The following is a 21,337-nucleotide window of genomic DNA, read 5'->3' on the forward strand; positions in this document are numbered from 1 at the left end:
AAAGGCCTTTTTAGGCCTTTTTTATTTTTTAGGGATTTTTACCAAGTTTGCTTTGTAAGACTTATAAAGTGATTTATTTTTGGTTATGGTTTGTGAATGATTGTAATATTGGGTATAATATAAGTAAAGAAAGGGTGGGTGAATTATGGAATCAATCCAACAATCATTAAGTCAGCCATATATTAATTTGGGACAACTATTAAAGCAGCATGACATCATTTCTAGTGGTGGTATGGCGAAATGGTATTTACAAACCTACCCTGTCTATGTCAACGGCCAACTTGAGAATCGACGTGGCAGAAAATTATATGTCGACGATCTTATTGAATTGCCAGAAGAAGATTTAAAGATTCTTCTGACTAACCATGAAACTGAGTGATCTTTTCAATGTTTATTGACAGTCTTCAACTTCAACATTATCGAAATTATGATTCTCTTGAACTAGAATTTCACCAAGGTTTAACGATTTTAACTGGCGAGAATGCCCAAGGAAAGACTAACCTCCTTGAGGCGATTTTTTTGTTATCACTTGCAAAAAGTCATCGCACCAATCATGATCATGATCTGATTCAGTGGGGTCAAGATTATGCCAGTATCCAAGCTCAAGTTCATTTGAAAGATTACACTTTCCCTTTAGAATTAATCCTTCATCCTAAAGGAAAAGTGGCCAAAGTCAATTATATTGAACAAGCCAAATTAAGTGCTTTTATTGGCAAATTAAATGTCGTACTATTTGCGCCAGAAGATTTACAAATGATCAAGGGTGGTCCTAGTTTACGTCGAAAATTTATGGATGCTGAATTAGGTCAAGCACATCCTTTATATCTACAATCTTTAGTCAAATATCAGACGATTTTAAAACAAAGAAACAAGTATTTAAAAGATTATGGCCAGAGTTCTAAATTTGATCACACTTTCTTTGAAGTATTAACGGATCAATTAATAGATGAAGCTTTTGTAATCATAAGCAATCGTCTAGATTTCATTGACCGTTTGATGACAATCGCTCAACCCATTCACCGAATCATATCGAATCAACGAGATAAATTGACTATGGCTTATCAATCTAGCATTAAACAAATTAATTATGGAAATCTTTCTCAAATAAAAACACAAATGAAAGAGTATTTTGAGAACAACATTGATAAAGAAAAAGAGCGTATGTTAACTCTGATTGGACCTCATCGAGATGATTTAATTTTTTATATCAATAATCGCCAGAGTGATCTTTTTGCCTCGCAAGGTCAACAAAGAACCATTATTTTGAGTTTAAAACTAGCCGAAACCGAATTATTCCAGCAATTCACCGGGGAATATCCTATTTTGCTATTAGATGATGTATTGTCTGAACTCGATGATAATCGACAGCACCTTTTGATGAACCATATAGAAGATAAGATTCAAACGTTCTTAACCACAGCTACCATTAAGGGCATTCGTTCAGAGAGTTTACAACATGCACAAATATTACAAGTTCACCAAGGAATCATTAATGAATTATAAATAAGGAGTGTTTTCCATTGCCAGAACAAGAAAAAAATAACAATGTCTATGATGCGAGTCATATTCAAGTATTGGAAGGATTAGAAGCTGTCAGAAAGCGACCTGGGATGTATATTGGCTCTACTTCCATTGAAGGTCTTCATCATTTAGTCTGGGAAATTGTCGACAATGCAATTGATGAGGCTTTAGCAGGTTATGCTGATCATATTGAAGTGATCATTGAAAAAGATAATAGTGTGACAGTGATTGATAATGGGCGCGGAATACCGGTAGATATTCAGGAAAAAACCGGTCGTCCTGCTGTTGAAATCGTCTATACAGTATTGCATTCGGGAGGAAAATTCGACGGATCTTCTTATAAAGTTTCTGGCGGACTCCATGGTGTGGGTGCTGGAGTGGTTAATGCTCTTTCTACTCAAGTCAATGTTGAAGTATATCGAGAGGGAAAAATTTATTCAATTGCTTTTGAACGCGGTGTAGTCCATAAAGAATTAGAAGTCATTGGCAAGTCGGAACATTCTGGAACAAAAGTTAATTTTACACCAGACCCAGTGATATTTTCTGAAACGACAGATTTTAAATATGATCGCTTAAGAGATCGTATTCGTGAGCTAGCCTTTTTGAATAAAGGATTGCGGATTAGTTTAGAAGATAAACGTCAAGACCGCGAACAAAGTGAAAGTTTTCATTATGAAGGTGGCTTAAAAAGTTACATTCAATATTTAAATGAGGACGAAAAGGTATTATTTGATGATGTCATTTATTTAGAGGATGAGTCTGAAGGCATTGAAGTGGAAATTGCTCTTCAGTACACATCAGGATATAAGACAAAGATCTATTCTTTTGCCAATAATATTCCCACCCATGAAGGTGGGACCCACGAATCAGGATTTAAAGCCGGATTGACTCGGATTATTAATGATTATGCTAGAAGACAAAAGATGCTGAAAGACAACGAAGAAAATCTTAACGGAGATGATACTCGAGAAGGATTGACCGTTATCCTTTCAGTTAAACATCCAGATCCGCAATTTGAAGGCCAAACCAAAACAAAATTAGGAAATTCAGAAGTCAGGACGATTGTCGATAGACTATTCTCTCAAAATTTTGAAACTTTTCTACTAGAAAATCCGCGGATTGGGAAGATGATTGTCGATAAAGGTATCTTAGCGTCTCAAGCACGCAATGCTGCTAAGCGAGCAAGAGAGATGACTCGGAAGAAATCAGGCTTAGAGATTGCTAACTTACCTGGTAAATTGGCAGATTGTTCAAGTAAAGATGCTGAAAAATCGGAATTATTTATCGTCGAAGGTGATTCAGCGGGGGGGTCAGCTAAGCAAGGTCGATCAAGAATGTACCAGGCTATTTTACCTATTCGAGGTAAAATATTAAATGTTGAGAAAGCAACCATGGACCGCATCTTGGCCAACGAAGAAATTCGTTCAATGTTCACGGCGATGGGCACTGGCTTTGGTTCTGAATTCGATGTTAGCAAAGCTCGCTACCACAAATTAATTATTATGACCGATGCTGATGTCGATGGTGCACATATTCGGACCTTGTTATTAACATTAATTTTTCGTTTTATGCGCCCTCTTTTGGATGCGGGCTATGTATATATTGCTCAACCCCCTCTTTATCAAATTAAACATGGAAAAAAGGCTATTTACATCGATTCTGATGCAGAATTAACCGCCTGGAAAAGAGAAAATCCCGATGCCAAATATCGGGTGCAACGGTATAAAGGTTTGGGGGAAATGGATTACGAACAATTATGGGAAACTACGATGAATCCAGAAAATCGTCGCCTATTAAAAGTTTCTGTTGATGATGCCGAGGAAGCTGATCAAGTGATGTCAATGTTAATGGGTGATGAAGTTCCACCAAGACGTAACTTTATTGAAGAAAATGCCATTTACGTTGAGAATTTAGATATTTAATTTATTCTAGTTGAAAGGAGTAAATCATGACTTTAGAAAATATTGACTTCACCCCACGCGATGATTATGAAAAAGTAGACCTACCAAAAGAAATGCGTAAGTCATTTCTTGATTATGCCATGAGTGTCATTGTTTCTCGTGCCCTGCCTGACGTGCGTGATGGCTTAAAACCAGTCAACCGTCGTATTCTGTATGGTATGAGTGAACTAGGTGTGACGCCAGATAAACCTCATAAAAAATCGGCCCGGATTGTAGGTGATGTAATGGGAAAATATCATCCTCATAGTGATTCAGCAATCTATGAAGCGATGGTAAGAATGGCGCAAGATTTCTCTTATCGGGAGATGTTAGTTGACGGACACGGAAACTTTGGTTCGGTCGACGGTGATGGGGCTGCGGCCATGCGGTATACAGAGTCGCGAATGAGTAAAATTGCTTTGGAAATGTTGAGAGATATTAACAAGGATACGGTTGATTTTCAGGACAATTATTCTCAAGAAGAGCGTGAACCTGTTGTTCTGCCGGCACGCTTCCCTAATTTACTGGTCAATGGGGCCGCTGGAATTGCTGTCGGTATGGCTACTAATATTCCTCCTCATAACTTGTCAGAGGTCATTGATGCTATTATTTTATTAATAAAGAGCCCAGAAGCTACTTTGGATCAGATTCTAGAAGTTCTACCAGGACCGGATTTTCCTACCGGAGCGATGATTATGGGTCGAGCCGGTATTAAAAAAGCCTATAAAACAGGTCAAGGTAAGATTTTAGTTCGCTCAAAAATAGAAATTGAAGAGTTAGCTCATGATCGCGAAAGAATTATTATCACTGAGATACCTTATGGGGTAAATAAAGCCAATCTCGTTAAAAAAATTGCTGAATTGGCTCGGGATAAAAAAATTGAAGGAATCACATACGCTAATGATGAATCTAGTCGTGATGGTATGCGAATTGTGATTGAAGTTCGACGTGAAAATTCAGCAGCAGTGGTCATTAATAATTTATACAAATATACTCAATTACAAACCACCTTTGGCATTAATATGTTGGCAATTGATCAAGGGGTTCCAAAGATATTAAGTCTTAAAGAAATTTTACAAAAATATATTGAGCACCAAGAAATTGTAATTCGGCGGAGAACCGAATTTGAGAAGAAAAAAGCTGAAGATCGAGCTCATATTTTAGAAGGTTTACGCATTGCCCTAGACCATATTGATGAAATTATTTCAATCATCCGCTCATCTCATGATAGTGAGGTAGCTAAAGCTCAATTGATTGAACGTTTCAGTTTAACTGATATTCAAGCTCAAGCAATTTTAGATATGCGTTTGGTGCGCTTAACAGGTTTAGAACGAGACAAAATTGAAGAAGAATATAAGTCACTACTGGAACTTATTGCTCGTTTAACTGAAATCTTAGAAAACAAAGAGCGTCTCTATGAAATTATCCAAGATGAATTAATTGAAATTCGAGATCGATTTGGTAATCCACGTCGAACCGAGATTGTTTCAGGAGAAATTATCGATATAGAGGATGAAGATTTAATCCCAGAAGAAGATATTTTGATAGCTTTAACGACCAATGGTTATGTTAAACGGATGACGGACGATGAATTCCATGTTCAGAATCGTGGAGGACGTGGGGTTAAGGGAATGACCCTAGCCGATAACGACCGTATTCAGAACCTAGTTTCTTGTTCAACCCATGATACTTTACTATTCTTTACTAATTATGGGAAAGTTTATCGAGCAAAAGGATTCGATATTCCAGAATTTGGTCGACAAGCTAAGGGCCTACCTATTGTGAATTTATTGAATATCGAACAAGATGAAGTTGTTAAAGAGGTCATTGCTGTTAAACCGAGTGAAGAAGAGACTGGTCATTCTGAACGAGAACGCTATTTGTTCTTTATTACTCGCGATGGAACCGTGAAACGTAGTTTGGCTCAAGAATATTTTAATATTCGGACAAATGGTCTGATTGCGATTAATTTGAAAGATGAAGATGAGTTAATTAATGTGATTGAAACCGATGGTCACGCAGCGATAGTTATCGGAACTCATGAAGGAAATGCCACCGTCTTCCCTGAAGAAGAAGTTAGAGTCATGGGTCGGACCGCTACTGGCGTACGTGGTATTAAATTAAGATCGACTGATTATGTGATTGGAGGAGCTTCATTAGCTGCCAATGAACACGTCCTGGTAGTCAGTGAAAAAGGATATGGTAAAAAGACCCTGGCTGAAGAATATTCAATTAAACATCGGGGCGGCTTTGGCGTAAAAACAGCCAATATTTCTGAAAAAAGTGGAAAATTAGCCGGTATTCTAGTGACTGACGGTAGTGAAGACTTATTAATTATGACCAATCAAGGGGTAGCTATTCGAATAGATAGTAATGATATTCCTGAATCATCTCGCGCCACTCTTGGAGTGAAAGTGATTCGGATGAATTCAGACTCTATTGTATCTTCGGTCACAAAAATTATTGCTGAAGAAGATGATGCTGATGATTTAGAAGAATCAATTGAAGAAAGTGAGTCAAATTCAGCAGAATAAGTTTTCGAATGAGATGTGTATTTTTATGAATACATATCTCATTTTTTTCTTGCTATTATTTATCGTTTGCTGTAAACTAGGCAAGTGTGAGTATTGTTTTCAATACTCTCCTTGCTTTAATGTTTCATATTAAAGCCAATAGACCAAAAGGAGGTGCAGACATGAGCCAAACAGCAAAGTATGAAATCTTATACATTATTCGTCCTGATATGACTGATGATGCAAAGAAAGAACTTGTTGAACGTTTCGATGCTATTGTCACAGACAATGGATCAACCATCATCGAATCAAAAGATTGGGCTAAACGTCGTCTTGCATATGAAATCAATGATTATAAGGAAGGTATTTACCATCTCATTAATCTTGAATCTTCCGATGCAAAGGCTATTGATGAATTTGATCGTTTAGCACGTATTAATCGCGATATCTTACGACACATGATTGTTAAAATTGAAGATTAATTTTGTTTCACGTGAAACATTGAGGAGGATGTAAAATATGAACACTGTTCAATTAGTGGGACGGCTGACTAGAGAAGTAGATTTAAAATTCACTTCTTCTGGAGTAGCGGTAGGAACATTTACTTTAGCGGTTAATCGTAGTTTTACTAATCAACAAGGTGAACGTGAGGCAGATTTTATTAATTGTGTTATTTGGCGGAAAGCTGCTGAAAACTTAGCTAATTTTACCCGTAAAGGATCTCAAATTGGAGTTGAAGGACGGATTCAAACCCGTAATTATGAGAATCAACAAGGTCAACGTGTGTATGTTACCGAAGTGGTTGTGAATAACTTCCATCTCTTAGAGCCTCGCTCAGTTACAGAACAAAGACCTGTATCTAATAATTCAAACAACTCTTATTCTAGTCCGACATTTGATAACACAAATCAATTTAACAATAATAAGTCATCATTCGATAACAAATCGTTTGACAATAATTTTGACAATCAGTTTTCTCAAAGTCCATTCGTGGAAGATGGACGTCCAATTGAAATATCAGAAGACGACCTTCCCTTCTAAGCAATGGCACAAAGTGTAAAGGAGGAAGAATAATGGCACAACGTCGTGGAGGAAGACGCAGAAGAAAAGTATGTTATTTCTGTGCAAATCATATCGACCATCCAGATTATAAAGATGTTGAATTGTTAGGACGTTTCGTTTCCGATAAAGGTAAAATTTTACCTCGTCGTGTAACTGGAACCTGTGCAAAACATCAACGTGCTTTAACAACTGCAATTAAACGTGCACGTATTATGGCATTATTACCATTTACCGTACAAGATTAATCGTAAAAGATCCTTCGGGATCTTTTTTTGTTTCACGTGAAACAAACTAGCTAGCGTAGTAATGGTGCTGTAAATATGATAAAATTAAACATATTGAAATGAGGTGAACCATGTTCTCAAAAGAAAAAATCAAAAGATTTTTTTCTATTTTCCATTCTTTGGAAATTTCCTGGCAAATCTATACGGTAACGCTGGCTTACATCATTATTATGACGATTGCCATGATCAATGATTGGAAAACAGGAATCTTACTATTATTATTACTGCTCATTGTGCTGGCTTTTTTGTATTTCAATATGGAAACATTCGTTCAAAATATTAATGCTTTAGCAAATGATTTATCTAAAGAAATACGAGAAGCCCATGAAGATTCATATAATCGTAGTCCACTAGGAATTTTATTTTATGATGATAAACAAAGAATTCGTTGGTTGAATACTTCGATGCAGAATATCATTGGTAAGAAAGACGTATTAGGAGAATATATTCCTGAGATTGACGAACAAATTTCTCAATTCTTTGCTGTAGAAGATGATAAGCATTGGCATATTATTAAGTATTATTCAAAATATTATAAAACACTCCATCAAAAAGCTGATGGTAGATTGTTTCTTATTGATGTCAGTGATGAAGTCAATATTCAAGAACAACGAAAAAATGATCGTTTGGTCTTTGGTTATTTATTGTTAGATGATTACAATGAGGTCATTGAAACTTTAGATGATCAAGAGGCAGCTGATTTTGACGCAACCTTATTGAAAGAAATTAATTACTGGACCAATACCTATCATATTTATAGTAAACGAATAGATGATGAGAAATTCATTTTACTAATGAATCTAGCTACCTTAGCTGAACTTGAACAAAATAAATTTAAATTCTTTGATGAGCTTAAGAAGAAAAATAATCTACAAAATATACTTGTCTCTGTAAGTATTGGAATTGCTTATCCAAGTAAAGAAGAAGTAGATTATCGAATCAATGATTTGGCCAAACAAGCTCAAGCAAACTTAGATTTAGCCTTAGGTCGAGGTGGCGATCAAATTGTGGTGAAATCCCAATATGATAAAGCTCGTTTCTATGGCGGTAAGACCCAACAAACACAGAAACGGTCAAATATTCGCTCAAAACTCATATTTCAAGCCTTTCAGACCCAAATTCAACAATGTGACAACGTGTTGATTACAGGCCATCAAGTCCCCGATTTAGATTCTATCGGCTCGGCTCTAGGTATGTATAAAATTGTTAAGCTGTTTAATCGACCAGTAAAAATAGTTGTCAATGAAGATGAATTTAATTCTGATGTCAAGGAATTAATACGTTTAAGTAAGAATTTAAATGTTAACGAAACTTTTGTAGATGTGGAGGCTGCCAAGGTTCTTATTTCTAAGAAAACACTGATTATTATGGTAGATCATAATAAACCGAGCCTGAGCGATGCCGAAGAACTGATCGATTTGGCTGAAGTAGTGATTGTTGACCATCACCGACGGGGAGAAGAATTCCCATCGAACTCTGTGTTAACCTATATTGAGCCTTATGCTTCATCAACTTCTGAACTAGTGACTGAATTCTTTATGAATATGCGTTATTCAAAAGAAGGCTTAAGTGCCTTTGAAGCAACTGCTTTGTTAGCTGGTATTATGATTGATACCCATAGTTTTTCATCTAGAACTGGATCTAAAACGTTCGATACGGCAAGTTTCTTGAAATCACGGGGTGCCGATATGGATCAGATTCAGATACTTATGAAAGAAGACTATGCAGCCGTAAGTATGCGTAATCGTCTGATTGAGAAGATGGAAGTATTTGATCATTTTGCAATTACCAAAGGGGATAATCAAACCATCATAGATAATATTATTGCCTCACAAACGGCAGATTCAATGCTAACCATTAAAGGCATAGATGCAAGCTTTGTGGTTTATCGACGGAATGATCATACGATTGGTATTAGTGCACGTAGTCTGGGCACTGTTAATGTTCAGATTATTATGGAGAAATTAGGTGGCGGAGGACACTTGTCTAATGCGGCTACTCAGATTGAAGATATCACTATCGATCAAGCCTACCAAAAGCTCATTGAAGAAATAAAGATATTCAAGGAGGATAAATAATTATGAAAGTCATTTTACTTGAAGATGTTAGAAAACAAGGTAAAAAAGGACAGGTTATTGAAGTGTCCGAGGGTTATGGACGCAATTATCTTATAAAAAATAATCTTGCCGTATTGGCTGATAATGCAGCCTTAAACCAATTAAAATCAAAGAGAAAGGCTCAAGCACGGATTGCTGAAGAAGAGTTGCAAGAAGCAGAAGCAACTAAAAAAGCGATTGAAGCCAAAGATGTTACCGTTACCATCGAAGTTAAAATTGGTGAAGATGGTAGATTATTTGGCGCCATTCCACCTAAGCAAATTGCTGACGAATTAATGAAACAATATGATATTGAGATTGATCGCCGTAAAATTCAATTAAAAGAAAATATTACTGCTATAGGTAGATATAATGTGCCAGTCAAATTACATCATGATGTGCTCGCTAATATTGATTTGAAAGTCACTGAGAAATAATTCGACACATTAGGGCTTTAAATTGGAGGTTTCCGATTGGAAGGTTTGAATTTTGAAGAAAAGCAGCTTCCTTTTAATATCGAAGCAGAAAAATCTGTGCTAGGAGCTGTCTTAATTAATCCACAGAAAATTGCAAATTTACAAATGATTTTGGAGATGGACGATTTCTATAAACGAGCCCATCAGCTGATCTATAATGCCATGATTAGACTAGCCGATAACAACTTAGTTATCGATATTGTCACTTTAGCTAATCAACTTGACGCCTTTGACGAGTTAGAAAATGCGGGTGGTAATGAATATTTAATTGATATTTCATATGCGACGCCAACCTCGGAAAATATTGATTATTATGCTAAAATTGTTAAAGAAAAAGCGACACTCAGAAATTTGATTGCAGCCAGCCAAAAAATCTCTAATTTAGCTTATGCAGAGGCGGATGAAGTTGAAAATATTATCGATGAAAGTGAAAAGATTATTCTTTCAATTGGGGATAAAAATCATGCCAATCATCCCGTCTTGATCCGCAATATTGTGGGAGAAGCTTTTGAGCGTATTACTACCTTAAGTGAAACAAAACAAGACATCGTTGGGCTTCCTTCTGGTTATATTGATTTAGATCGGGTGACCACAGGATTTCAACCGGATCAATTGATTATCATCGCAGCTCGACCTTCAGTGGGTAAGACCGCTTTTGCTTTAAATATTGCTCAGAATGTAGCTACCAAGTCAAAAGTTCCTGTTGTCATCTTTTCCTTGGAAATGGGTGCTTTGGATTTGGTCAATCGGATGCTGTGTGCCGAAGGAAACATCAATGCAACAAATTTAAGAACAGGACAATTAACTGACGATGAATGGACCAGTCTATCAATCGCTGCCAATGTATTACGAGAGTCTCCAATTTATATTGATGACTCTGCAGGTACAAAAGTTAGTGAAATACGCGCCAAATGTCGCCGACTAAAACAAGAAACTAAAGAATTAGGATTGATTGTTATCGATTACTTGCAATTAATTGAAGGATCAGGGAAAGAAAATCGACAACAAGAAGTTTCCGAAATTTCGCGTCAACTTAAAAAATTAGCTAAAGAACTTTCTGTACCGGTCATTGCTTTATCTCAATTATCCAGAGGTGTGGAACATCGTCAAAATAAACGGCCAATTCTTAGTGATATTCGTGAATCTGGATCAATTGAACAAGATGCAGATATTGTAGCGTTCTTATATCGCGAAGACTACCATCAACAAGAAGATCAGGAGGGGCCTCGAGATGACGATATGCCAGATAATACTGTGGAAGTTATCTTAGCAAAAAATAGAAACGGAGCTCGCGATACGGTTACTTTGTTATTTAAGAAAGAATATAATAAATTTTCTAGTTTGTCTTTCGCACCCGTTCCGGAATTTTAAATTACTTAACATTCACGAAAAAATAACCCCATCGTTACGAGTTATTTCTACTCGAGATGATGGGGTTTCGTTATGACGTATGCTTACGTAAAGAGTCAATATCACGTCAATTAATGATTAGATTTATTAGTATAGGGTTCTACATGAACATCTGTATCATAGACTTGATAAAGTCGGTTTAGAATTATTTCTATCTCTTCAGTAATAGTATGAGATTCAGTAACGCTTAACGCTCCATCAATTTCCACCACGACGTCAACGTAAATATTTACACCACTACGTCGTGCCCGAATCGCTCTGACTTTTTTGACTCTTGGATGTTTTTCGACAGCAACTTGATATTTTAATAAATCTTCTTTATTGAAGGCATCGGATAAAATAAAAGTTGAATCTTTAATAATTGTAAAAGCTGAATAGATGGTTAATAGTCCAACTAATATCGCAATGAATATATCTATGGAAGCATAGCCTCGATTAGCAGCTAACGTTCCAATAATTGTTGAAAGCGATATCATCACGTCAGTAAACATATCTTGGGCAGTAGCTCTCAGTCCCAGACTCCGATTCTTGGTCGCAATAGCTTTCAAATATTTGTAAGTTATAAATAGAATGATTGATGAAAGCACAGAAATCCACATAACTTTTAAGTCGGGATTAGGAAAATCCTGTTGAATGAATCGATTAATCGCGGAACGAATGACATCAATCCCAATATTAGCCATCAGCATAGCAACAATAAATGAAGCTAAGGATTCGTACTTATGATGATCAAAATAATGGTCATCATCCTTCGGTCGCTGAGCAATGAAAAGACCGATGAAAATAGCTAAAGATGAGAAGACATCCGATAAATTATTTAAACCATCGGCATACACTGATGGGGAATCAAAAAAGAGCCCGCCAAGTATTTTACTAGAAGCCATTAAAATATAAATAAAAATGCCCAGTCTTGCCCCGAAAGAGGCTGAAGGCTGGGATTTATTTGAATTTGATTGGTTAAACATTTGATAACGTCCTTTTTCTTTATTTAGCATATGACCAATAATTGAGGCCTTCTTCTAAAAAAATACTCTCATCGATACCTTGAATCGAAAACATTTTTAAGGGATTGTCATTGGGATCATTGACATAAACTTTTCCATTATCGTAGCCACGAATCACAAGAATATGACCGATTTCAGTGAAATAGCCAGGTTTAACACTAGCCACAACAACTTCGCCTTGTTTGACGGCTTCCATGGCTTGATAGAAATCATTCCCATAATTCATGAATTGATAGCCAAAAGCGTCAGCAAAATCACCAAAAATTTGCCAAGAAGTACCTTGATTATCGACATAGTAATTTTCTTTAGACCAATCAAGAATGTCTTGGGGTTCTTGGTAATGACCAGATAGACTGGAATGTACCATGGCCAAAGAGACGATGGCGCACCCATTTTCGCCTAATTGACGAGTGGTATTGGTACCATAAGGTGTTTTACGCCAGTGGGCATCTTTTTGTAAGATTAAGGGAATATTAATTTGGGGAATATCGGCCAATTCGGGATAATTAGCTGGATTTTCCGGTAAAAAAAGATAGCCTAGCTCTTCAATATCCAGGTTATTTGCATTAATAGCGGAAACTATTTCGTCTTGAGACTCAACTAAATTATTTTCGAATTGTTGTTCATTAATCTTTTTTACTTCATCAATAGTTTCTGGGTTATCAGGATTATATTCAACCAAAGCTTGGGATAAGGGTTTTTGAATTTGGCTTCCCGTCACGAGCGATCCCTGTGAGCTGTCAGGTTCCATCACTAAACTGGTTGTTTCTTCTGGTTCCTGTTGGTTATTTTCCACAATGGTTTGATTTTTTACCGTCATATCATTTAAATAGAAAACAATGACGGACCCAATAAGGATGATGATAAGACTAAGGCCTGCTGCAAAAAAGTTATGATATTTATTTTTCATGCACAAAAAGGGCCTCCTCATATTTTTTCTTATTGTAACACATTCTCTATAAATTTATATTACAAATCGCTTTCAATCCGATTTATGAACAAAGCTTAAAAAATTTTTGAAAGTTTACAAAAATACTTTGACCCATGCCCATAGTATTTCTATAATGGTCACATTATTAAAAGGAGGCAATAGTATGTCTGAAAAAAAATGGAATCGACAAAGTATCCTGGAGGATGCACGCCTAAATGAAGTTCGATTTATCCGTTTAATGTTCACCGATATTATGGGCATGATCAAAAATGTTGAAATCCCCTTCTCTCAATTAGAGAAAGCTTTGGAAAATAATATGACTTTTGATGGCTCTTCAGTCGACGGCTTTGTTCGTATCGAAGAAAGTGATATGTATTTAATTCCCGATTTAGATTCATGGTTAGTTTATAATTGGCAGGAAGGCAATGGCAAAGTTGCTTCCTTAATCTGCGATATTGAAACTTCAAAACGTCAACCTTTTATTGGGGACCCTAGAACGAACTTAAAACGCGTCTTAGAAGAAATGGAAGAAATGGGCTTTACTTCCTTTAATTTAGGACCAGAACCAGAATTTTACTTATTTAAGAATGACGAAAATGGAAATGCTACGATGGAATTGAATGATCAAGGAGGTTATTTCGATTTAGCGCCGATGGATTCAGCTGAGAATACTCGACGAGATATTGTCCTAGAGCTTGAAGATCTAGGTTTCGAAATTGAAGCTAGTCACCATGAGTGTGGCCCTGGTCAACATGAAATTGATTGGAAGTATAGTGATGCCTTAACTGCTTGTGATAACATCCAGATATTTAAACTCATCGTCAAAAATGTTGCCCATCGTCATAATTTACACGCATCTTTTATGCCGAAACCAATTCATGGCTTAGCTGGGTCAGGCATGCATTTCAATTTATCTTTGTTTACGGAAGCAGGAAATGCCTTTTATGATCCTGATGGCGTTGACCAACTTTCACAAACGGCCTATTACTTTATTGGGGGATTAATGAAATATGCTAAAGCCTATACTGCGATTATTAATCCTACTGTCAATTCCTATAAACGTTTAGTTTCTGGTTTCGAAGCACCAGTATATATTGCTTGGTCGCAACAAAATCGTTCTCCACTCATTCGTATTCCTGCAGCAAGAGGCAATTCAACCCGTATTGAAGTACGTAGTGTTGACCCGTCAGCCAACCCCTACTTAGCTTTATCGGTTTTACTCACGGCGGGATTAAAAGGAATTAAAGAAAAGATTATGCCACCTGAAGCAGTTAATCAAAATATCTACGCCATGTCTGATCAAGAACGCTCTGAACGTCAAATTGATCAATTGCCAGCCTCATTACGTGAAGCAGTCGCCTATTTAAGTCAAACACCTGACATGTTGGCTGCGTTAGGAAGTCATATCTCTGACGCCTTTATCAGAGAAAAAAGTTTAGAATATGCCGAGTACATTCAACAAGTCACTCAATGGGAAATTGAAAAATACTTTATGACCTATTAATAAATTGATATAGTAGCTTATAGATTTGAAAAGTATTTCGTTTCAGATTTCGGTATTTAGAATGAAGATAGCCTCAAATCTTCAAGAAATTATCACTTGATTCAATTTTTTTGATAGAATAATAAGGATAGGAGGTGACCAAATGATGCAAAAAATTCGTGGTTTTGAAATTGTAACTGCATTTAAATCAAAGGACATTCAACTGCCTTATAGGTCGACGCATCATGCCGCAGGCTATGATATTCAAGCTGCTGAAACCATTATTATCCCCTCCTATTGGGAACAATTGTTTAAATATTTCTGGGCTAAAATTAATAAGACTGCGGATGTTGAGCATAAATTTGATGAAGAGATCTTTAAAGCGAGTTTAGTCCCTACCGGTTTAAAGGCTTATATGCAAGAAGATGAATATCTTCAGATTATCAACCGATCAAGTAATCCCTTGAAACGATTCCTCACTTTACCCAATAGCGTAGGCATTATTGATGCGGATTACTATAATAATTCAAAGAATGAAGGGCATATCTTTGTTCAATTAATTAATTATGGCTTAAAAGATTGGGAAATTAAAAAAGGGGACCGCATCGCTCAAGCAATTTTTACCAAGTATTTAAAAGTTGATGGCGATCAAGGCGGCTTAAGTCAACGTGAAGGTGGTTTCGGATCTTCAGGACGATAAAGGAGTCAAAATGGCAAAGAAAAAAGTAATCTACGAATGCACAGCTTGTGGTTATGAATCACCAAGATGGCTAGGCAGGTGTCCAAATTGTGGTGGCTGGAATACTTTAGAAGAGCAATATGTTACACCTGAACCTGCATCGAATACCTTGTCGAATTTAACTCAACGATCAGCCAACCATCCAGGAGCCAGCACTTTACAGAATATTCCTCTGATGGAGGCTGAACGAATTTCCAGTAAGCTGGCAGAATTTGATCGTGTCCTAGGTGGGGGCATCGTTCCAGGATCTTTAGTCTTGATTGGTGGAGATCCTGGCATTGGCAAGTCCACTCTCTTATTACAAGTATCCTTGCTATTGGCCACTCAGAACCAACAACTTCTATATGTATCCGGAGAAGAGAGTTTGAGCCAAATAAAATTAAGAGCTCATCGCTTATCAGTAGAAGAATCTGAATTATTATTATTGGCCGAGACGGATCTTACAATCATTGCTAACGAAATTAATAAAATTCAGCCAACGATTGTGATTATTGACTCGATTCAAACGATGACTCTACCAGACCATCAAGGAATTGCCGGTTCTGTATCTCAAGTTCGTGAAGTGACTGCTCAATTGATGAGGATAGCTAAAGATAATCAAATCGCAATCTTTATCGTTGGTCATGTTACCAAGGAAGGGAATATAGCTGGACCACGAATGTTAGAACATATGGTGGATACAGTTCTTTATTTCGAGGGAGAAAAGTACAATCGTTTCCGCATTTTGCGAGCCGTAAAGAATCGTTTTGGTTCGACGAATGAAATGGGTGTCTTTGAGATGCTGGACTCGGGCTTAAAAGAAGTAACCAATCCTTCGCAAATGTTTTTGGAAGAGCGGTTACCGGGAGCCATTGGCTCCATCGTGGTGCCTGCCCTGGAGGGGAGTCGGGTGGTCCTGGCTGAAATTCAATCCTTAATGACTCCCACCGTCTTTGGGAATGCTAAGCGGACCAGTAGTGGTATGGAATATCAGAAAGTTTCTTTAATTCTGGCTGTAATGGAGAAACATTGCGGTTTGTTAGTCCAAAATCAAGACGCCTTCTTTAAAACAGCGGGGGGTGTTCGTTTAGATGATCCAGCCATTGATTTAGCTTTGGCGATGAGTATTGCATCTAGTTACTGGAACCGGCCGACTAAAGTGGCGGATTGCTTTATTGGTGAAATTGGTCTGACAGGAGAAATTCGCAGAGTCAATCAAATCCGCGATCGAATTAAAGAGGCCGATAAGTTAGGCTTTAAACGAATTTTCATCCCTAAAAATAATCAGGACCAGTTAGAAACAGATTATGAGATTGAGATTGTACCAATTAGTACAATTCAAGAAGCCGTAAGACTAGTTTTTCCGCGATAAAGTTTTATAATAAGATTTAGCAAAGGGGGTGAGATGATGTTAAAAAAAGTAGTGCTATTTATTTCAGCAATTGTGGGCATAAGTTTTGGTTTAACCATTGGACAAGCTTTGTGGCAAGCGATTAATATAAAAAATGTAATCTTAACCAACCCATTGTTTAACGCACTTATTTTTGGAATTATTTTTATGATATTAGGCGGGTTGTTGCTACCTTTTATTGATAAAGTGACACGTCGGATTATAGATTGGACCCATCGGCAAACGACCTCTTTATTAATTGTTGAAGCCATTGGAACACTTCTGGGATTAATCATTGGTTATCTAATTGCATTACCTTTTGTCAGTTTAAATATCCCATTTATTTCCAGTACTTTACCAATTGTACTTTCAATTATTTTGGCCTATATTGGCTATAATATTGCTGCGACTCAACATGAAGAGATTGTAACCAGTGTGAGTCATTTTTTTGCTAAGGATCGTCCGTTTAGTTTTTCTGAAAAAGACAAACAAGCTAAGCTCACCGAATCTAAGTCGGGGGAAGTTCTTTACAAATTGCTTGATACCAGCGTGATTATTGATGGCCGAATTGTTGATATTGTTAAGACGAATTTTATCGAGGGGACCTTAATCATTCCTAATTTTGTTTTACATGAATTACAATTAATTGCCGACTCTTCGGATGGCTTGAAACGGGCCAAAGGTCGACGCGGACTAGATATCTTAAATGAATTGCAGAAAGATGATTCTATTCCTATTGAATATTATGAAGGTGATTTTGATGATATTAAAGAAGTGGATAGTAAATTAGTCCGTCTGGCAAAATTATTAGGGGCAGCGATTATCACTAATGATTATAATTTGAACAAAGTTAGTGAATTCCAACAAGTGAAGGTCTTTAATATCAATGAATTGGCTAACGCACTTAAACCAGTATTTATTCCTGGAGAAGAGATGATGGTTCAGGTAATTAAAGAGGGTACTGAGCGTAAGCAGGGTGTGGCCTATTTAGAAGATGGTACCATGATTGTGGTCGAAGACGGGCAGCTCTATATGGGCGAAACGATCCCTGTGGTAGTAACGAGTGCCTTACAAACAGCGGCCGGTCGGATGATCTTTGCTAAACCAAAATAAGGAATTGTCAACTGAACTGGAGGGTCTATTGGTAAAGTGATAGACTTAAAGATAACAATAATAAAAAAGGAGTCGTAATGAATGAGTTCTAAAATTCGGGTACGATATGCACCAAGTCCAACCGGACATCTTCATATCGGTAATGCAAGAACAGCTTTATTTAATTACTTATTTGCCAGACATCATCAAGGTGATTTTATCATTCGGACAGAAGATACCGATTTAAAACGTAATATTGCCGATGGTGAACGTAGCCAATTAGAGAATCTTGAATGGTTAGGGATGGATTGGGATGAATCGGCAGTCAATCCTGGCGCTTATGGACCCTATCGCCAATCTGAACGTTTGGATATTTATCAAAAATATATTGATCAATTATTGACGGAAGATAAGGCCTATAAATGTTATATGACCGAAGAGGAATTAGAAGCTGAGCGTGAAGCCCAACAAGCTCGAGGCGAGGCGCCCCATTACGGAGGACAACATGCTCATTTAACCAAAGAAGAACAAGCTGCCTTCGAAGCGGAAGGTCGTGAGCCAGTCATTCGTTTCCGCGTTCCCCAAAACAAAACCTATGCCTTTGATGATATTGTTAAGGGTCCGATCCAATTCGAATCTAAATCAGTTTCTGGTGACTGGGTTATTCAAAAACGTGATGGCTATCCAACCTATAACTTTGCCGTGGTAATCGATGACCATTTAATGGAAATTACCCATGTCTTACGAGGAGACGACCATATAGCCAATACTCCTAAACAAATGATGATCTATGATGCTTTCGATTGGGAATATCCTCGTTTCGGTCATATGACCTTGATTATTAATAGTGAAACGAATAAGAAATTAAGTAAACGTGATGAATCCATTCTCCAATTCATTGAACAATATCGTGAATTAGGGTATTTGCCAGAGGCTATGTTTAATTTTATTGCTTTGTTAGGTTGGTCACCTAAAGGAGAAGAAGAAATATTCAGTCGAGAAGAATTAATCGATATCTTTGATGTTTCTCGCTTATCCACTTCACCAGCTGCTTTTGATGTGAAGAAGTTAGAATGGATTAACAATACTTACATGAAGAAAGCTGATTTAGAGACAGTGACTCAATTAGCTGTACCACATTTACAAAAAGCCGGACTAGTAGCAGAAAATCTAAGTCCTGAAGATGATCAATGGGTAGAGAAATTAGTTTCTTTATATCATGATGAGATGAGTTATGGGGCACAAATCACCGACCTATCACAATTATTCTTTAATGAGACATTGCAGATAGATGAAGCGGCTCGTCAAGAAGCATCGGTTGACACTGCTAAGACAGTTATTGAAGCTATGGCAGAAAAATTAAAAAATCTTGACCTGGCTTCCTTTACCGAAGAAAATATCAAACCTCTTATCAAAGAAATTCAAAAAGAAACCGGCATCAAAGGCCGTAAGTTATTTATGCCAATTCGGATTGCGGTTAGTGGACAAATGCATGGTCCAGAACTCGCCAAGGTCATTGAAGTGCTAGGTAAGGAAAAGGTCTTAGACCATATTCAACAAGTCCTGCAACAATTATAATTAGCCGTTGACTTATTTATTAACGCTACACTGATATAGATCCACCAGCCATTGGTTAAATCCATACAGCTTGGTGGATCTTTTTTTGTAATCAAAGTTTGGTATGAATCCGTTAATTGTTATTTCCATAAATAGAGAATGTTCTGAAGGTGGTGTAAGAGGGAAAATCTCGCCAGCGTCGCAGCATTCATAAAAAATATCAGTAGGATGCCTGTTTAAGTTGAACCCACCTTCTAACTTGAGGGAATCAGTAGATAAGTATATTAATGATTAGTCTTCCTATAGATGACAAAGTGTTTCCGATCATAGTCAGATGCAATTCATCCTTGGGCCAGGGATAAAAGCGTTCAAGTTGCATGATGAAATGTGTTAGAATGTATTTATTATTGAACAGAGGGGGAAGAGCATGGGAATTGAAATTTACAATACAATGACTCGACAAAAAGAAATATTTAAACCGATTGAAGAAGGGAAAGTACAATTCTATGTATGTGGGCCAACGGTTTATAACTATATTCATATTGGTAATGCTCGGAGTGCTGTGGCTTTTGATACCATTCGACGCTATCTAGAATATCGCGGATATGAAGTTAACTATGTGTCCAACTTTACCGATGTGGATGACAAAATTATCAAGGCTGCTAAACAAGAAGGGTTGTCGCCGAAAGAGCTCGCTGATAAATATATCGCCGCCTACAAAGAAGATACTCAAAAAATCAATATTAAAACTGCCAATGTTCACCCCCGCGTAATGGAAAACATTCCAGAAATTATTGATTTTATTCAAGATTTGGTGGATCAAGGATATGCTTATGAAGCTGATGGTGACGTCTACTTTAGAACCCAAAAATTTGATGATTACGGCAAACTATCGAATAAATCGGTGTCAGAACTACTAGTAGGTGCTAGTCAGCGGGTTGATGCTGATGAGACTGAACGGAAGGAAGCGCCGATTGATTTTGCCTTATGGAAAGCTAATCGCCAGCCAGATGAAATTTCCTGGTCATCACCTTGGGGACCTGGCCGTCCAGGTTGGCATATTGAATGTTCAGTCATGTCAACCAAATACTTGGGCGAACAATTAGATATTCATGGCGGTGGACAAGATTTGGAATTCCCGCATCATGAAAATGAAATTGCTCAATCAGAGGCTCACAGCGGCCACACCTTTGCCAATTATTGGATGCATAATGGCTTTGTCACAGTAGGTGCCCAAGATGAAAAGATGAGTAAGTCATTAGGAAACTTTGTTTTGTTACGCGACATGTTAAACGAAGTAGATGCCTTAGTGATTCGATATTTATTAGCATCAGTTCACTACCGTCGTCCTCTGCGTTATGATGATACAACGGTTCAAGAGGCCCAAGTTAATATTGATCGCTTAAAAGAATTGCACCGACGCTTATCTTTACGATTAAAAGATGAGAATCTGGCTGATGCGCTCTCTCCTGATCAAGAATGGCAAAACAAAATTCGTCAATATGAAGCAGATTTTGTTCAAGCTATGGATGATGATTTCAACGCAGCGAATGGTCTGACTGTTATTTTTGAGATGGTTAAAGAGATGAATCGCTATCTCAGTCTAACTCAATGCTCACGGACCAGCCTACAAATGATGCTTGATCGTCTGGAGACTTTGTTAAGTATTTTTGGTTTGATCTTTGAGAATAAAGAAGAAATTTTGGATGCAGAAATTATTGCCTTAATTGAGGAACGCAATCAAGCACGACTAAATAAAGATTATCAAAGAGCAGATGAGATTCGTAAACAATTGAAAGAACAGGGTGTGGAACTAGATGATACCCCGCAAGGAACGGTTTGGAAACGTCAATAACTACA

At 37.2% G+C, this 21,337-nt stretch carries 18 protein-coding genes; 16 read left to right on the plus strand and 2 right to left on the minus strand.

Annotated elements, in window-relative coordinates; translation table 11 throughout:
* Positions 1-145 precede the first annotated feature (145 nt).
* The 10 genes from yaaA (at position 146) to dnaB (ending at position 11,263) form a co-directional block, all read left to right on the plus strand.
* Positions 146-379 (plus strand): S4 domain-containing protein YaaA, encoded by a 234-nt coding sequence (gene yaaA / locus BMX34_RS03885; protein ID WP_092570981.1) that lies wholly within the window; start codon positions 146-148, stop codon positions 377-379.
* Between the two features lie 8 nt (positions 380-387).
* A complete protein-coding gene (recF, locus tag BMX34_RS03890) occupies positions 388-1,503 on the plus strand; it encodes a DNA replication/repair protein RecF (RefSeq protein ID WP_092571073.1) in 1,116 nt (371 codons plus the stop codon).
* A 17-nt stretch (positions 1,504-1,520) separates the two neighbouring features.
* A complete protein-coding gene (gene gyrB / locus BMX34_RS03895) occupies positions 1,521-3,443 on the plus strand; it encodes a DNA topoisomerase (ATP-hydrolyzing) subunit B (RefSeq protein ID WP_092570983.1) in 1,923 nt (640 codons plus the stop codon).
* Between the two features lie 26 nt (positions 3,444-3,469).
* Complete coding sequence (gene gyrA / locus BMX34_RS03900; RefSeq protein ID WP_092570985.1) at positions 3,470-5,995, plus strand: DNA gyrase subunit A; 2,526 nt, start codon at positions 3,470-3,472, stop codon at positions 5,993-5,995.
* Positions 5,996-6,156: 161 nt separating this feature from the next.
* Positions 6,157-6,456 (plus strand): 30S ribosomal protein S6, encoded by a 300-nt coding sequence (gene rpsF, locus BMX34_RS03905; protein ID WP_092570987.1) that lies wholly within the window; start codon positions 6,157-6,159, stop codon positions 6,454-6,456.
* 37 nt (positions 6,457-6,493) lie between these two features.
* A complete protein-coding gene (gene ssb, locus BMX34_RS03910) occupies positions 6,494-7,015 on the plus strand; it encodes a single-stranded DNA-binding protein (protein WP_092570989.1) in 522 nt (173 codons plus the stop codon).
* A gap of 32 nt (positions 7,016-7,047) precedes the next feature.
* Positions 7,048-7,281 carry a 30S ribosomal protein S18 gene (gene rpsR, locus BMX34_RS03915; protein ID WP_092570991.1) on the plus strand — a complete coding sequence of 78 codons (234 nt, stop codon included), beginning with the start codon at positions 7,048-7,050 and terminating at the stop codon, positions 7,279-7,281.
* Positions 7,282-7,391: 110 nt separating this feature from the next.
* Entirely contained in the window at positions 7,392-9,398 is a 2,007-nt protein-coding gene (locus BMX34_RS03920) for a DHH family phosphoesterase (RefSeq protein ID WP_092570994.1), read from the plus strand.
* 2 nt (positions 9,399-9,400) lie between these two features.
* Complete coding sequence (gene rplI, locus BMX34_RS03925; RefSeq protein WP_092570996.1) at positions 9,401-9,853, plus strand: 50S ribosomal protein L9; 453 nt, start codon at positions 9,401-9,403, stop codon at positions 9,851-9,853.
* A gap of 36 nt (positions 9,854-9,889) precedes the next feature.
* Complete coding sequence (dnaB, locus tag BMX34_RS03930) at positions 9,890-11,263, plus strand: replicative DNA helicase (RefSeq protein WP_092570998.1); 1,374 nt, start codon at positions 9,890-9,892, stop codon at positions 11,261-11,263.
* A 110-nt stretch (positions 11,264-11,373) separates the two neighbouring features.
* Here dnaB and BMX34_RS03935 read toward each other — a convergent pair whose 3' ends face one another.
* Together BMX34_RS03935 and BMX34_RS03940 are read right to left on the minus strand one after the other, a co-directional pair.
* Positions 11,374-12,267 carry a cation diffusion facilitator family transporter gene (locus BMX34_RS03935; RefSeq protein ID WP_159428839.1) on the minus strand — a complete coding sequence of 298 codons (894 nt, stop codon included), beginning with the start codon at positions 12,265-12,267 and terminating at the stop codon, positions 11,374-11,376.
* 19 nt (positions 12,268-12,286) lie between these two features.
* A complete protein-coding gene (locus tag BMX34_RS03940; RefSeq protein WP_159428840.1) occupies positions 12,287-13,216 on the minus strand; it encodes a C39 family peptidase in 930 nt (309 codons plus the stop codon).
* Between the two features lie 184 nt (positions 13,217-13,400).
* Between BMX34_RS03940 and glnA the strand changes: the two genes are divergently transcribed.
* The 6 genes from glnA to cysS all read left to right on the plus strand — a co-directional run bounded on the left by glnA (position 13,401) and on the right by cysS (position 21,332).
* On the plus strand, positions 13,401-14,741 hold the full coding sequence (glnA, locus tag BMX34_RS03945) for a type I glutamate--ammonia ligase (RefSeq protein WP_092571004.1): 1,341 nt from the start codon (positions 13,401-13,403) through the stop codon (positions 14,739-14,741).
* A gap of 142 nt (positions 14,742-14,883) precedes the next feature.
* Positions 14,884-15,420: a dCTP deaminase/dUTPase family protein gene (locus BMX34_RS03950; protein ID WP_412457629.1), complete on the plus strand. Its 537-nt coding sequence runs from the start codon at positions 14,884-14,886 to the stop codon at positions 15,418-15,420.
* A gap of 10 nt (positions 15,421-15,430) precedes the next feature.
* The gene (radA, locus tag BMX34_RS03955; protein WP_092571006.1) at positions 15,431-16,810 is read left to right on the plus strand and encodes a DNA repair protein RadA; all 1,380 of its coding nucleotides are present in this window, start codon (positions 15,431-15,433) and stop codon (positions 16,808-16,810) included.
* A 36-nt stretch (positions 16,811-16,846) separates the two neighbouring features.
* Positions 16,847-17,941 carry a PIN/TRAM domain-containing protein gene (locus BMX34_RS03960; protein ID WP_092571008.1) on the plus strand — a complete coding sequence of 365 codons (1,095 nt, stop codon included), beginning with the start codon at positions 16,847-16,849 and terminating at the stop codon, positions 17,939-17,941.
* Between the two features lie 81 nt (positions 17,942-18,022).
* Positions 18,023-19,498 (plus strand): glutamate--tRNA ligase, encoded by a 1,476-nt coding sequence (gltX, locus tag BMX34_RS03965; RefSeq protein ID WP_092571010.1) that lies wholly within the window; start codon positions 18,023-18,025, stop codon positions 19,496-19,498.
* Between the two features lie 406 nt (positions 19,499-19,904).
* A complete protein-coding gene (cysS, locus tag BMX34_RS03970) occupies positions 19,905-21,332 on the plus strand; it encodes a cysteine--tRNA ligase (protein WP_092571012.1) in 1,428 nt (475 codons plus the stop codon).
* Positions 21,333-21,337: the final 5 nt, after the last annotated feature.

It is taken from the genome of Ignavigranum ruoffiae (assembly GCF_900110675.1).
In the GTDB taxonomy this organism is placed as follows: Bacteria; Bacillota; Bacilli; order Lactobacillales; family Aerococcaceae; genus Ignavigranum; species Ignavigranum ruoffiae.

Coding starts and splice junctions, on each gene's coding strand:
- yaaA (WP_092570981.1), top strand. CDS start 146: ATGGAATCAATCCAACAATCATTAAGTCAGCCATATATTAATTTGGGA.
- recF (WP_092571073.1), top strand. CDS start 388: ATGTTTATTGACAGTCTTCAACTTCAACATTATCGAAATTATGATTCT.
- gyrA (WP_092570985.1), top strand. CDS start 3,470: ATGACTTTAGAAAATATTGACTTCACCCCACGCGATGATTATGAAAAA.
- rpsF (WP_092570987.1), top strand. CDS start 6,157: ATGAGCCAAACAGCAAAGTATGAAATCTTATACATTATTCGTCCTGAT.
- ssb (WP_092570989.1), top strand. CDS start 6,494: ATGAACACTGTTCAATTAGTGGGACGGCTGACTAGAGAAGTAGATTTA.
- rpsR (WP_092570991.1), top strand. CDS start 7,048: ATGGCACAACGTCGTGGAGGAAGACGCAGAAGAAAAGTATGTTATTTC.
- BMX34_RS03920 (WP_092570994.1), top strand. CDS start 7,392: ATGTTCTCAAAAGAAAAAATCAAAAGATTTTTTTCTATTTTCCATTCT.
- rplI (WP_092570996.1), top strand. CDS start 9,401: ATGAAAGTCATTTTACTTGAAGATGTTAGAAAACAAGGTAAAAAAGGA.
- BMX34_RS03935 (WP_159428839.1), bottom strand. CDS start 12,267: ATGTTTAACCAATCAAATTCAAATAAATCCCAGCCTTCAGCCTCTTTC.
- BMX34_RS03940 (WP_159428840.1), bottom strand. CDS start 13,216: ATGAAAAATAAATATCATAACTTTTTTGCAGCAGGCCTTAGTCTTATC.
- glnA (WP_092571004.1), top strand. CDS start 13,401: ATGTCTGAAAAAAAATGGAATCGACAAAGTATCCTGGAGGATGCACGC.
- BMX34_RS03950 (WP_412457629.1), top strand. CDS start 14,884: ATGATGCAAAAAATTCGTGGTTTTGAAATTGTAACTGCATTTAAATCA.
- radA (WP_092571006.1), top strand. CDS start 15,431: ATGGCAAAGAAAAAAGTAATCTACGAATGCACAGCTTGTGGTTATGAA.
- BMX34_RS03960 (WP_092571008.1), top strand. CDS start 16,847: ATGTTAAAAAAAGTAGTGCTATTTATTTCAGCAATTGTGGGCATAAGT.
- gltX (WP_092571010.1), top strand. CDS start 18,023: ATGAGTTCTAAAATTCGGGTACGATATGCACCAAGTCCAACCGGACAT.
- cysS (WP_092571012.1), top strand. CDS start 19,905: ATGGGAATTGAAATTTACAATACAATGACTCGACAAAAAGAAATATTT.